The 13713-nt window shown below is 68.1% G+C and carries 11 protein-coding genes; 3 read left to right on the top strand and 8 right to left on the bottom strand.

Annotated features, from left to right (window positions below; translation table 11 throughout):
• Positions 1–124: 124 nt before the first annotated feature.
• Both UCD39_RS25510 and UCD39_RS25505 read left to right on the top strand, forming a co-directional pair.
• The gene (locus UCD39_RS25510; protein WP_330498413.1) at positions 125–1123 is read left to right on the top strand and encodes an MBL fold metallo-hydrolase; all 999 of its coding nucleotides are present in this window, start codon (positions 125–127) and stop codon (positions 1121–1123) included.
• A 4-nt stretch (positions 1124–1127) separates the two neighbouring features.
• A complete protein-coding gene (locus UCD39_RS25505; protein WP_330498412.1) occupies positions 1128–1787 on the top strand; it encodes a hypothetical protein in 660 nt (219 codons plus the stop codon).
• A gap of 16 nt (positions 1788–1803) precedes the next feature.
• On the opposite strand, the gene rtcA is transcribed toward UCD39_RS25505, so the two are convergent.
• From rtcA to UCD39_RS25490, 3 genes are all read right to left on the bottom strand, one after another.
• Positions 1804–2817 carry an RNA 3'-terminal phosphate cyclase gene (rtcA, locus tag UCD39_RS25500; protein ID WP_330498411.1) on the bottom strand — a complete coding sequence of 338 codons (1014 nt, stop codon included), beginning with the start codon at positions 2815–2817 and terminating at the stop codon, positions 1804–1806.
• A gap of 30 nt (positions 2818–2847) precedes the next feature.
• Entirely contained in the window at positions 2848–4077 is a 1230-nt protein-coding gene (locus UCD39_RS25495; RefSeq protein WP_330498410.1) for an RtcB family protein, read from the bottom strand.
• 640 nt (positions 4078–4717) lie between these two features.
• Complete coding sequence (locus tag UCD39_RS25490; protein ID WP_330498409.1) at positions 4718–6277, bottom strand: vWA domain-containing protein; 1560 nt, start codon at positions 6275–6277, stop codon at positions 4718–4720.
• Positions 6278–6526: 249 nt separating this feature from the next.
• Between UCD39_RS25490 and rtcR the strand changes: the two genes are divergently transcribed.
• Positions 6527–8119, top strand: coding sequence for an RNA repair transcriptional activator RtcR (gene rtcR / locus UCD39_RS25485; RefSeq protein ID WP_330498408.1), 1593 nt, complete (start codon positions 6527–6529; stop codon positions 8117–8119).
• A 3-nt stretch (positions 8120–8122) separates the two neighbouring features.
• Here rtcR and UCD39_RS25480 read toward each other — a convergent pair whose 3' ends face one another.
• The 5 genes from UCD39_RS25480 to UCD39_RS25460 all read right to left on the bottom strand — a co-directional run bounded on the left by UCD39_RS25480 (position 8123) and on the right by UCD39_RS25460 (position 13613).
• Complete coding sequence (locus UCD39_RS25480; RefSeq protein WP_330498407.1) at positions 8123–8851, bottom strand: SDR family NAD(P)-dependent oxidoreductase; 729 nt, start codon at positions 8849–8851, stop codon at positions 8123–8125.
• Positions 8852–9021: 170 nt separating this feature from the next.
• Positions 9022–9483: a type II toxin-antitoxin system RatA family toxin gene (locus UCD39_RS25475; RefSeq protein ID WP_330498406.1), complete on the bottom strand. Its 462-nt coding sequence runs from the start codon at positions 9481–9483 to the stop codon at positions 9022–9024.
• A 5-nt stretch (positions 9484–9488) separates the two neighbouring features.
• On the bottom strand, positions 9489–10472 hold the full coding sequence (gene lipA / locus UCD39_RS25470; protein ID WP_330498405.1) for a lipoyl synthase: 984 nt from the start codon (positions 10470–10472) through the stop codon (positions 9489–9491).
• Between the two features lie 274 nt (positions 10473–10746).
• Positions 10747–12147 (bottom strand): dihydrolipoyl dehydrogenase, encoded by a 1401-nt coding sequence (lpdA, locus tag UCD39_RS25465; protein ID WP_330498404.1) that lies wholly within the window; start codon positions 12145–12147, stop codon positions 10747–10749.
• Between the two features lie 134 nt (positions 12148–12281).
• On the bottom strand, positions 12282–13613 hold the full coding sequence (locus UCD39_RS25460; protein WP_330498403.1) for a pyruvate dehydrogenase complex dihydrolipoamide acetyltransferase: 1332 nt from the start codon (positions 13611–13613) through the stop codon (positions 12282–12284).
• Positions 13614–13713: the final 100 nt, after the last annotated feature.

Raw genomic sequence — 13713 nt, 5'->3', positions numbered from 1 at the left:
CCCGCGTCAACCGATGGCGCCAGGACTCCGCCCGGTTGCATGCCGGGGAGACTGGGGCATAGTCTGGCACCCTGTCCCCTGTTTCGGACATCGCGTTCACGGTCCCGCCTGCCGGAGTTCCCCCATGTCGCCGCGTTCCCTTGGTCTGGCCCTGGCGCTCGCCGCCCCCCTGTCGCTGTCCCTGGTCGCCCTGCCCCTGACGGCCCGTGCCGCCGCCCCGCAGGTGAAGACCCAGGCGCCGGGCTACTACCGCCTGATGCTGGGGGATTTCGAGATCACGGCGCTGAATGACACGATCCTGACGCTGCCCATGGACAAGCTGATGACCAACACTACGCCGGCCAAGGTGGCGGCGGCGTTGGCGCGCAACCATCAGCCCAGTCCCACGCCCACCTCGGTCAACGCCTTCCTCGTCAACACCGGCGCGCACTTGATCCTGGTCGACACCGGCCTGAACGGCCTGGCAGGCCCCCAGGCGCCCAGCCACCTGCTGGCCAACCTCAAGGCCGCCGGCTACACGCCGGATCAGGTGGACGCCGTGTTGATCACCCATATGCACAGCGACCATATCGGCGGCCTGATGACGGACGGCCACCCGACCTTCCCCAACGCCACCGTCTATGTCGACGCGGCGGAAAAGGGCCACTGGCTGAATCCCGAAGCCGAAGCCAAGGCCCCGGTGGATGAAAAGCGCGGCTTCACCGCCGCGCATAAGCTGCTGGACGCCTACGCCGCCGCCGGCAAGCTGAAGACCTTCGATGGCGTGACCTCGCTGTTCCCCGGCATCACCGCCATCCCCGCCCACGGCCATACCCCCGGCCACACCGTCTATGCCGCCGAGAGCAAGGGCCAGAAGATCCTGTTCTGGGGTGATCTGATGCACGTGGCGGCGGTGCAGTTCGACACCCCGGCCACCACCGTCCAGTTCGACAGCGACAGCCCCGCCGCCGCCAAGGAGCGAGCCCGCATCTTCGCCGAGGCCGCCAAGGACGGCTATTGGGTGGCCGCCGCCCACATCTCCTTCCCCGGCATCGGCCACATCCGCCCCAAGGACACCACCGACGGCAAGGCCGATCCCAAGAGCTATGTGTGGGAACCGGCGCAATACAGCCTGGGAGAGTGAGTCCATGATGCGTACCGTAACCGCCGCTCTCGCCCTCTGCTTGGCGTCCGGCACCGCCCTCGCCTACGACCAGGCCAACACGGCCCGGCTGTTCGCCGATCCCGGCGTGCGGCAAATGACCTTGGCCACGGCCCAGCAGTCGGCCGTGGTCATGAACAACCCCTGCCCCGGCGCCCAGGCCACCGCCTCAGCCGACGTGGCGGTGTTCCAGCCGCTGGTGTTCGACGCCGCCGGCCAGCTGCAGACCGGCATCTGGCGCCAGCAGGTGACGCTGGCCGGCTGCGGCGTCACCCGCACCCTGAACGTCCTGGGCTGGAAGCAGGCGGGCCAGGCCATCGCCATGGGCGCGCTGCTGCCCGGCGGCACGCATACCGACGTCCTGCTGCAGCGCGACGCCATCCAGCAGGTGGATCAGCTGGTGAAGATCACCCCCGGCGCCACCGAGGAAGGCTGCGCCCGCGAGTATGTCGCGGACACCCGGTTCGTAGACCGCGAGGCACTTCCCGCCCCCGGCGGCAAGTCGCCGCCCTGGCGCGAGGTGTGGACCTTGCAGACCTGCACCAAGCGGATCGAGGTTCCCATCCGCTTCATCCCGGACGCCACCGGCACCACCATCACCGCCGGCCCGCAGAACGCGGTCAAGGTAACGCCGCTGGCGAAGTAGGCGCCGCGGTTGAGGCTTATGCCACCGTCACGAGATGGGTGCCGTCGGCCCGCTCCTCGATCCGGATGTCCCGGTCCAGGAAGCGGCGGATGATGGTGACGGCGGTCAGGGTGTGCCGCGTCGGCCGCACGGTGGTGAAGCACCCACCGCCGGCCAGCGCCAGGGGCAGCAGCAGCTGGTCCGCCAGATAGGGCCCGGCAAAGGCGCCCGAGGCGATGTAGCCGGCCAGGCGGTTGGCCGTCTGGCGGCCGATATCCTCCGCCCGCACCCCGACGCGGCCCACGGCGCTGACCACCTCCGTCACCTGGTCGAAGCAGGCCGACAGCATCAGGATGTTGCCGGGGCCCCGCCCCTCCGCCACCGTCTCCACGCCCCAGGCCTCATCCGGCCAGTCCAGCACCTGGCGGGCGGCCGCGAGTTCCCGCTCGGCGATATTGGCCGGCAGGTTGGACAGCAGCGCCCGGCCGCGCACCCCGCGCAAGGCGCCCCGCTCCACGAACTCCTGGGGCAGCAAGGGGCCCGGCGCCACCGACACCTCCACACGGCCACCCCCGACCGGGTAGAATCCCGGGCGCACCAGCGTGGCCGCCACCGCCGGGCCCATGCGGGACAACAGCGGCAACAAGGTCTGGGCGGTGAAATCGAAGGGTGGCGCCCCATGGGCATGCGTCCCGCCCTCCAGCACCAGACGCGACGGCGCATCGGCCAGCAGTAAGGGCGGCAGGACGGCCTGAAGCACCATACTGGTGCTGCCCGCCGTGCCGACGGCGAAGGTGTAGTCGCCCGCCCTCACCCGGCCCGGGGTGAAGGTCAGGCTGGCGGCACCGATGGCCGCCCCGTCGGCGGTGGCGCCGCTGATGGCGCAGATGGCCTCCACCGCCGTCAGATGCTGACGCATCAGGCCGGGCTTGTCCCGCTTGGCGCGGAAGTTGTCGATGCGGAAGGCTTGTCCCGTCACCAGCGACAGGGACAGGGCGGTACGCAACACCTGCCCGCCGCCCTCACCTTCCGATCCATCAATGATGATCACGTTCACCCCCATCGGTGCTGCGCGAACGCCTTAGCCTTTCACGCACAGCACCTGCTTCAACGTATGCACGATTTCCACCAGGTCGGCCTGCGCCGCCATGACGGCCTCGATGGGTTTGTAGGCGGCCGGCGTCTCATCGATGACGTCGGCGTCCTTGCGGCATTCGACGCCTTCAGTCGCGTGAGCATGGTCCTCCAGTGTGAAGCGCCGCTTGGCCTCATGCCGGGACATCAGGCGCCCGGCCCCGTGGGAGCAGCTGTTGAACGCCTCCGCGTTCCCCTTCCCCCGCACGATGAAGGACTTGGCGCCCATGGACCCCGGGATGATGCCCATCACCCCCTCGGCCGCATTCACCGCGCCCTTGCGGGTGACCAGGACGTTGTTGCGGTCGAAATGGCGTTCCCGCTGGACGTAGTTGTGGTGGCAGTTGATGGCCTCCATCGCCGCGTCGAACGGCTTGGTGATGACGGTCCGCATCGCGGCGATGACGTTGGTCATCATCATGCGCCGGTTCAGCGCGGCGAAATCCTGGGCCCAGCCCACCGCCTCGACATAGTCGTTGAAGTGGTCGGTGCCCTCGGGGAAATACGCCAAATCCTCATCCGGCAGGTTGATGAACCAGCGGCGCATGTCCTTCTTCGCCAGCTCGATGAAGAAGGTGCCGATGGCGTTGCCGATCCCGCGCGATCCGGAATGCAGCATCACCCACACCTGCCCGCCTTCATCCAGGCACAGCTCGATGAAGTGGTTGCCGGTGCCCAGCGTCCCCAGATGCACCAGCGTGTTGGCGCCGGCCAGTTTGGGATACTTGGCGGTGATGCGGGCGAAGCGCTCCGCCAGCGTGCTCCACGCCGCCACGATGTCGGCGGGCGGATCGCCCCAGGAGCCGCTGTCGCGCCGGCCCCGCCCGACATCCCGGCCATGGGGCACCGCGCGCTCGATGGCCGTGCGCAGCCCGGCCAAATTGTCCGGCAGGTCGGCGGCGGCCAACGAGGTGCGGGCCGCCATCATGCCACAGCCGATGTCCACCCCCACCGCCGCCGGAATGACGGCGCCCAGCGTGGGGATGACGGAACCAACCGTGGCGCCGATTCCGACATGGACGTCGGGCATGGCGGCCACATGCTTGAACACGAAGGGCAGGCGCGCCACCCGCGCCAGCTGGGCACGGGCCTGGTCGTCCACGGCCACGCCCTTGGTCCACATCTTGATGGGCACGGCGCCGTCGGCCACCGTCACCTCATAGCCATGTTCACTCATGGTTATTTCTTTTTGTCCTTTCATAGCTTTAGCAGTTTGGGTGGGGTGGCGACGAGGGGATGCGAGGGGATGCGGGAAACGGCACATGCTCTACCCACTGAGCTACAAGCCATCAAAGGCTTGGCCGGATTCGAACCGGCGACACTGTAGTTCCCTGCGGCATTCGCCCGGAAGACTGATCTGAAAAACGACACTGGCGACCAGGGATGGCCGGACGTTTTGTTACTGAGCTACCCGATTTGCCCGAGGGCGCACCGGGGGCGGACTCGAACCGCCGACCTCCCGCCTTACGGCGGGCGCTCTACCTGTAGTCCGGCCAGCATTCGCCAGCGCCGCTCACGTTGGAAAGCACGACGGCCAAGCCGCCGGTGACAAGGGGAATGGGGAGGTTAGCGGAGTCGAACCGCAGGCCTTTCGGCCCTTCCTGACATGGACTCCCCACCGCATTCACCGGCGGTGACCGAAGACGGACGGGCTGGGTCGTGGCGACCAGGGGGATGGAACCGCCCTTTGAGCTATCTTTTCCAAGGCGGGCTCGAACCGCATCTCCCCTCCCTCGCGGGCTGGGCGCTCTACCACGGGCTTTCTGTGGAAGATGTAGTTCCATCAGCATTCGCCACGACCCAACGCATCATCCCGGTCAGACGACCGTCGCGCTCACCTCCGCGACCCAATCCCGATCCGCTCCGCCCCCTGCCTGATAACCAGCGGCGAAACGGGCCAGGGTTTCAAACACAGCGTCGGAGAAGCCGCCGACGTTCAGCACGTCGGGGCGCTCCACCGCCTGGGTGGTGCCATAGGGCTGCAAGTCGATGCAGACCAGCTTGGCCCGGGGGCAGCGCCGTTTCAGGCGTTCCCACTCCTGCATCGTCGCCGTGGCGCCTTGGCGCCGGGCGTCGACCCAGGACTGGTTGTCCGAAACGATCACCACCAGGTCCGCCACCGCCCGCTGCGCGTTCAGCAAGGCCAGCGGGGCGGATACGGTGGTGCCACCGCCGCCGATGGCGGCCAGTTTGGCGGCGTTCACCGACACCGGGGCCCGGGGGTCCAGGTCCAGCGGCACCACCTTGGTCTCGAACGGCAGCACCAAGGCGCCGGGGTTGCGCCGCATCACCGCCGCCGCCACCAGGGCGGCGACATCGATGCAGCGCACCGCCGTCGTCGCCCCCTTGCGGTGGCCGGTGATGGGACTGGCCATGGACCCAGACACGTCGGGGCACACCACCACCCGGCCGGGCAGCGCCGGCACGGACGCCAGCGACAGCTCCAGCGCCATTTCCAGCGCCGCGACCACCACCGGCGGCACGTCCTTGCCCACCATGCCCCGCGCCGCCATCAGCTGATAGGGCAGAACACGGGCCTTGGCGATGGCGTCGGCGTCCGCCAGCCGCGCGGCGACACGCTCCGCCAGCCCCTCCACCGCGAACGCGCCGTGGCGCGCCAGGGTGTTGAGGTTCATGCGCAGCGCCTGCCAGCCCATGCGGTCCGCCATCTCCGCCCATTGCGCGGACGTCAGCGGCTCCGCCGTCAGCCATTCGAAGGGCACCGGCGGCAGAGGCAGCGAACGGTCCCGTTTCCAGGCCTCGAACGCCGCGACCTCCGCCGGCAGGGCCGCCACGTCGTACGGCTTGCCGATCAACCAGCCGTAGAAGGCGCGTGCGGTCGCATCGACCGGCTTGGGGTGCACCATCTTGACGATATCGGCCAGTGACGGGTCGCTGCCCGTCGCCGCTCGCATCAACTGCGCCATCGACGCCTGCTCCAGCCACTGGGTCACCAGACGCTTGGGCCGCGTCCCCAGGGAGGTGCGGCCCACCGCGCCCGACCGCATGATCTGCACGAAGGTGCGCAGCATGCGGCCATTGTCGATGACGCGGCGGAACACGGCCACCGACAGGTCGGGATCGGCCACGGTCAGCCAGGCGGTCAGCAGCGCCGGCATATCCTTCATCACGCCTTTGGTGCGGGCATAGACGGCGGCCTGGGCCACGAAGCGCGGGTCAACCGCCTTGGCCACCGCCAGCACCTCGGCCAACTGGGCCTCGGCCGTGCCGTAGAAGCCGTCATTCAGCGTGCCGGTGGCGGCCAGCTGGGCCAGCGTGTGCTCCGGACCATAGCTGTAGGCCGGCGCGCCCTCGCGGTTCCGCGTATCCGGCATCAGTTTCGCGATCATCGACGCGAACAGCTGCTTATTGGCCATGGTCCTCGCTCCTCTCTCCTGGGGCCTTCGCCCCGGGGCCGCCGGCGCATTCCGGCGGCCCCGATCTCATGCCGGGATATAAAGCAACAGCCGTGCCAGAGCATGACAGCAGGACAAGATTATTTATCATCTAATTGATTCTCATAGATAATTTTAATTTCTTCCGAAGCCACCCCCGGAAAGATGCCTTTCGTCGCCCTGGAAATTTTGATATCAATAGATACGATCTTATAAAAATGGATAAGTCCTGTGCCTTACCCCCTCACCGTCATCGGCTTCCTGGGCTCCACCTTGGACGCCGCCAAGTTCGGGCCCGGCCGCTGGCAGAAGTGGCGGCCCAGTGTGGGCATCTGCATGCATGAGGATTTGCGGGTGGACCGCTTCGTCCTGCTGCATGGGGAGCGGCACGTCCGCCTGGCCGAGCAGGTGGTGGAGGACATCCGCACCGTCTCCCCCGAGACGACGGTGGAACAGCGCACCCTGGGCTTCACCAACCCGTGGGACTTCGAGGAGGTCTACGGCAAGCTTTTGGACTTCGCCCGCGCCTTCCCCTTCGAGCCGGAGCAGGAGGACTATCTGGTCCACATCACCACCGGCACCCATGTCATCCAGATCTGCCTGTTCCTGCTGACGGAGGCGCGCTTCCTGCCCGGCCGCCTGCTGCAGACCCAACCCTCCCGCGGCGAAGGCCTCAACCCGGCGGGGGAATGGAGCGCCATCGACCTGGACCTGTCGCGCTATGACAGCATCGCTACCCGCTTCGCGGCGGCGGCGGCGGAGGGCTCCTCCTTCCTGAAGTCCGGTATCGACACGCGCAACGCCGCCTTCAACCGCATGGTGGATGAGATTGAGCGGGTGGCCCTGCGCAGCAAGGCACCGCTGCTGCTGATGGGCCCCACCGGCGCCGGCAAGAGCCACCTGGCCCGCCGCGTCTATGAGCTGAAGCGCCTGAAGCACCAGGTGTCCGGCCCCTTCGTGGAGGTGAACTGCGCCACCCTGCGGGGCGAAGGCGCCATGTCCGCCCTGTTCGGCCACCGCAAGGGCGCCTTCACCGGCGCCGTCAGCGACCGGCCGGGGCTGCTGCGCGCCGCCGACACCGGCATGCTGTTCCTGGATGAGATCGGGGAACTGGGCCTGGATGAGCAGGCCATGATCCTGCGCGCCATCGAGGACAAGCGCTTCCTGCCCGTGGGCTCGGACAAGGAGGTGGCGTCGGATTTCCAGTTGATCGCCGGCACCAACCGCGACTTGGGTGCGGCCGTGGCCAAGGGCGCCTTCCGCGACGACCTCTACGCCCGCCTGAACCTGTGGACCTTCACCCTGCCCGGCCTGGCCCAGCGGCCGGAGGATATCGAGCCCAACCTGGACTATGAGCTGGACCGCCACGCCCAGCGCGACGGTCAGCGCGTAACCTTCAACAAGGAGGCGCGGGCGCGCTACCTGACCTTCGCCACCGGGCCGGAGGCCTCCTGGCCAGGCAATTTCCGGGATTTGGGGGCCAGTGTCACCCGCATGGCCACCCTGGCCCCCTCGGCCCGCATCGACCAGGACACGGTGGAGCAAGAGATCGCCCGCCTGCGCCGGCTGTGGGGCCCCGCCGCGTCGGACGACGGCCTGGCGGCGCTGCTGACGGCCGACGCGCTGGACACCCTGGACCTGTTCGACCGGGTACAGTTGGCCGAAGTGGTCCGTGTCTGCCGCGCCTGCCGCAGCCTGTCGGAGGCGGGACGTCAGCTATTCAGCGCCTCCCGCGCCCGCCGGGCGTCATCGAACGACGCCGACCGGCTGCGGAAGTACCTGCAGCGATTCGGGCTGGAGTGGTCCAGTCTGACAACGCCCTGACCCTCACCACGGCAGTTCGCGGCCGTCGTAGGCGAAGAAGCGGCCGGTGTCATCGGGGTGCAGGCGATCCAGCATGTCCAGGATTTGGGCCGCGGCGCGATCCGGCGGGCGGACGTCCAGGCCGGTTTTGGCGAAGGGGGCCGACAGGGCTGTGTCCACGGTGCCGGGATGGACGGCAACGCACAGCGACAAGGGGCGGGTGCGGGCCAGCTCGATGGCCGCCGTCCGGATGATCTGGTTCAGCGCCGCCTTGCTGGCGCGGTAGCAGTACCACCCGCCAGTGGCGTTGTCGCCGATGGACCCGACCTTGGCCGAGAGGGCGGCGAAGACGCAGCGCCGGCTGGCCGGGAACAGGGGTAGCAGGTGCTTGGCCAGCAGCGCCGGGCCGATGGCGTTGACGGCGAAGGCATGGGCCAGGTGGGCGGGATCAAGCTGGCGCCAGGTCTTTTCCGGCGCGAAGGCCTGATACGGTTCCGGCCCCGGCCCATGCAGGAAGCCTGATGCCACGATCACAGTATGCAAGGGTACGCCCGTATCCCACACCCGCGCCGCCAGAGCGGCGACGGACCGTTCGTTGGTGATGTCACAGGGTGGGTCCTCCCGCCGGCCGGCCAACATCACCTGGGCATGGGCGCCCCGCTCCACCAAGGCCGCGGCGAGCGCCCTGCCCACCCCGCCGGCGCCCACCACCACGGCGCATCCTTCCGGCGCCTGCCCATTGAAGCCACCCATGCCACTCCTCTCACGCAACCCGCTCAAGACCAAGGCTCCGCTTCGGAGCGGGCCTTGGCCTGATGGTACGTGTCGGACGGCGGAAAAGATCAGGGCCTAGGCTTAAGAGGCAACCCGCATGGGGTAACCCGAGGGCGACCTTACCGCTTCAGGCAAGGCCGAACCAGCCGTCAGACGGCGCCCACCGGTCGGCCGCCGGGCGCGCCGTACAGCTGGTGCGCCCGGTTCTCGAAGGCGGCGACCATGCGGCGCACGGCTTCGCCGAACAGGGCGCCGATGATCTTCTGCAGGATGACGTTACGGAACTCGAAATCCACATAGAAATCCAGCAGGCAGCCGTCGGGGTGGGGCTCGAAGATCCAGTGGTTGTTCAGATAGTGGAACGGGCCCTCGGTATAGGCCACGTCGATGCGGCGGCCGGGTTCGCTCAGCACCACCTTGGAGGTGAAACGCTCCCGCACCATCTTGAAGCCGATCACCAGGTCGGCCCAGAAGGTGTTGCCCTCGCGGCGGCGGATGCGGGCCGCCACGGCCCAGGGCAGGAACTCGGGATATTTCTCCACGTCCGCCACCAGCTGGAACAGCTGTTCCGGCGTGTAGGGCAGGACGCGCTTCTCGGCATGCGTGGGCATCAGGCTTACTCGGCGGCGGCGTCAGCGGCAGGGACGGCCAACGGGGAACGACCGGCCAGCTTGGCCTCGCGGGCTTCCCGCAGCTTCACGAAATCATCGCCGGCATGGTGGCTGCTGCGGGTCAGCGGGGAGCTGGACACCATCAGGAACCCCTTGCCCCGGGCCACGGTTGCATAGCTGGCGAACTCATCGGGGGTAACGAAGCGGTCCACCGGCGCATGCTTGGGCGTCGGCGCCAGGTACTGGCCGATGGTGATGAAATCCACGTCGGCGGCACGCAGATCGTCCATGACCTGGCCCACCTCCTCCTTGGTTTCGCCCAGGCCGACCATGATGCCGGACTTGGTGAAGATGCTGGGGTCCAGCTCCCGCACCCGCGACAGCAAGGACAGGGAGGTGAAGTAGCGGGCGCCGGGGCGGATGCCGGGGTACAGGCGCGGCACCGTCTCCAGATTATGGTTGAAGACGTCGGGGCGGGCCTCCACCACCGTCTCGATGGCGCCCTGCTTCTTCATGAAGTCGGGCGTCAGCACCTCGATGGTCACGCCGGGGGCCTCGCGCCGGATGGCGCGGATGGTGCGGGCGAAATGCTCGGCGCCACCATCGGCCAGGTCGTCGCGGTCGACGGAGGTGACCACCACATGCTGCAGCTTCATGCGGGCCACGGCCTCGGCCACGTTATCGGGCTCGTGCGGGTCCAACTGATCGGGCCGGCCGGTCGCAACGTTGCAGAAGGCGCAGGCGCGGGTGCAGACCGCCCCCAGGATCATGAAGGTGGCGTGGCGCTGCTTCCAGCACTCGCCAATATTCGGGCAGGCCGCCTCCTCGCACACCGTGTTCAGCTTCAGGCCGCGCATCAGGTTGCGCGTCTCATTGAACACGCCGCCGGCCGGGGCCTTCACCCGCAACCATTCCGGCTTGCGCTGGATGGGGTTGTCCGGGCGGTTCTGCTTTTCCGGATGGCGGATCTTGTCGGCGGTCATGGGCATGCAGCCTTTGAAACGAATGTTTCCTGAAACATAAGGGGGCCGGAGCGGAAGGCCAAGTGCGCCGGGCGAACCCCACGCATGCACCACCCGCCCCGGCCCCAATATCAAAACCCCTAAGCCCCGAGCCCCACACCAACGGCATGAGGCTGCACCTCATGCCGTTGTAGGATGCGACTGCATCCGCCGGAAGTTTTCGGGGAACGCGGTGGACTGAAAACTGAGGAAGCCAAGCCGGCGGATGCCGGCGCCCGGCGCCCGGCGCCTGAGGGAACGCTTAATAATGAATCGCCCGGCCATAGGCGGCCAGAACGAACTCATGCATCATCTCCGACAGGGTCGGGTGCGGGAAGATGGTGTGCATCAGCTCAGCCTCGGTGGTCTCCAGGGTCTTGCCGACGACATAGCCCTGGATCAGCTCCGTCACCTCGGCCCCCACCATGTGGGCGCCCAGCAACTCGCCGGTCTTGGCGTCGAACACCGTCTTGACCATGCCTTCCGGCTCACCCAGGGCGATGGCCTTGCCATTGCCGATGAAGGGGAAGCGGCCGACCTTGACCTCATAGCCGGCGGCCTTGGCCTTGGCTTCGGTCAGGCCGACGCTGGCCACCTGCGGGTTGCAGTAGGTGCAGCCCGGGATGTTCAGCTTGTCCATCGGGTGGACGTCCTTCACGCCGGCGATCTTCTCCACGCAGATCACGCCTTCGTGGCTGGCCTTGTGAGCCAGCCAGGGGGCGCCGGCCACGTCGCCGATGGCGTAGACGCCCGGCTCGTCCGTGCGCAGGTAGCCGTCGGTCACGATGTGACCACGGTCCAGCTTCACCTTGGTGTTCTCCAGACCGATGTTCTCGGTGTTGGCCTGGATGCCGACGGCGGTGATGACACGCTCCACCGTCAGGGTCTCCACCTTGCCGCCCACCTCGATATGGGCGGTGACGGTGGTGGCACCCTTGTCCAGCTTGGTCACCTTGCCGCCGGTGACGATCTTCATGCCCTGCTTTTCGAACTGCTTGCGGGCGAAGGCGGAGATTTCCTCATCCTCCACCGGCAGGACGCGGTCCATGACCTCCACCACCGTCACCTCGGCACCCAGGGTGCGGAAGAAGCTGGCGAATTCGATGCCGATGGCGCCGGAACCGACGACCAGCAGCGACTTCGGCATGGTGTCGGGGACCAGAGCCTCCTTGTACGACCAGACGAACTTGCCGTCCGGCTCCAGCCCCGGCAGGGAGCGGGCGCGGGCGCCGGTGGCGATGATGATGTGCTTGGCCGCCAGGGTCTGGGTGCCGCCGTCCTTGGCGGTGACGGTGACCTTGCCCCCGCCGGCCAGCTTGGCGCTGCCGTCGAACACCGGCACCTTGTTCTTCTTCAGCAGGCCCTTCACGCCCGCCGACAGCTGGCCCGCCACCTGGCGGGACCGCTTCACCACCTTGGGCAGGTCGAAGCCGATGGCGCCGGCCGACAAACCATAGGCGTCGGCATGCTTCATGTAGCCGTAGATCTCGGCGGAGCGCAGCAGGGCCTTGGTCGGGATGCAGCCCCAGTTCAGGCAGATGCCGCCCAGGTGTTCACGTTCCACCACCGCGGCCTTCAGGCCCAGCTGGGCGGCGCGGATGGCGGCGACGTAGCCACCGGGGCCGGCACCCAGGACCAGCACGTCGAATTCGGTATCGGCCATTTCGGTCTGTTCCCTTCAAAAGGCGCAGGGCCCGCCCATAGCTGGGGACAACCCTCGGGGGGGCGCCCGCCCCGCGCTTTTGGTCAACGACAAGAGAAATCCCCGGAAGCGTCGGGCGCTTCCGGGGATGGGCATCACAGCATCAGCGTGATGGGGTCCTCGATCAGCTTCTTCAGGACCTGCAGGTAACGGGCACCCACAGCGCCGTCGACCGAGCGATGGTCCACCGTCAGTGTCAGGCTCATGACCGTGGCCACGGCCAGGGCGTCGCCCTTCACCACCGGCCGCTTCTCACCGGCACCCACGGACAGGATGCAGCTCTGCGGCGGGTTGATGATGGAGGTGAAGCTCTTGATCCCGAACATGCCCAGGTTGGACACGCTGAAGGTGCCGCCCTGGAACTCCTCGGGCTTCAGCTTGCCTTCCTTGGCCTTGGCGGCCAGGGACTTCACCTCGGCGGAGATGGTGGCCAGGCCCTTCTGGTCGGCGTTCTTCACGATGGGGGTGATCAAGCCGCCATCGGTGGCCACGGCCACGGAGACATCCACGCCCTCATACTGCAGGATGCCGTCCTCATGCCAGGAGACGTTGGCCTCCGGCACCTTGCGCAGGGCGACGGCCACGGCCTTCACGACAAAGTCGTTGACCGACACCTTCTCGCCCGACTTCTCGTTCAACTGGGCGCGCAGCGCCAGCAGGGCGTCGATCTCGCAATCGACCGACAGGCCGAAGTGCGGGATGGTCTGCCAGGCTTCGGTCAGGCGCTTGGCGATGGTCTTGCGCATGCCGCTGTTGGGCAGGACCTTGTACTTCATGCCCAGCTTGTCGGCCAAAGCCTTGGCGTCGATGCCCTTCGGAGCGGCGACCGGAGCCGGCGCGGCGGCGGCCGGAGCGGCAGCGGTGGGGGCAGCGGCGGCGGCGGCCGGGGCGGCCTTGGCGGCCCCGCCCTTCAGCGCAGCCTCGACGTCGGCCTTGACGATGCGGCCGGACGGGCCGGTGCCGGAGACCTTGGCCAGGTCCAGGCCGGCCTGGGCGGCCATGCGGCGGGCCAGCGGGCTGGCGAACACGCGCTTGCCGTCATGCGCCGGGGCCGGCGCCGCAGCGGCGGCCGGGGCGGCCTCGCTCTTGGCCGGGGCCGGAGCGGCGGCTTCCGCCTTCGCCGCCGTGGGGGCCGGCGCAGGGGCGGCGGGCTTGGGCGCGGCGCTCAGGGCGTCGGCGCTCTCGCCTTCCTCCAGCAGGATGGCGATCTTGGCGTTCACCGCCACGCCATCGGTCCCCTCCGGCACCAGGATCTTGCCCAGCGTGCCCTCGTCCACGGCCTCCACTTCCATGGTGGCCTTGTCGGTCTCGATCTCGGCGATGACATCGCCCGCCTTGATCGTATCGCCTTCCTTCTTCACCCACTTCGCCAGCTTGCCCTCGGTCATCGTGGGCGACAGGGCCGGCATCAGGATATCGATCGGCATGGGTTTGCTCTCCCCCAGGGGGCCGTGGCGTCAGGCCAGGCGCCCCAAATCTCTGACGGATGCGGCAGAAGGCGCCCCCTGCCCCTATCGGGGCGGGAGG

This window comes from Nitrospirillum karajorum (assembly GCF_036348415.1).
In the GTDB taxonomy this organism is placed as follows: Bacteria; Pseudomonadota; Alphaproteobacteria; order Azospirillales; family Azospirillaceae; genus Nitrospirillum; species Nitrospirillum amazonense_B.
The sequence above is the reverse complement of the archived record's forward strand: the minus strand, read 5'-3'. Positions and strand labels throughout refer to the sequence as shown.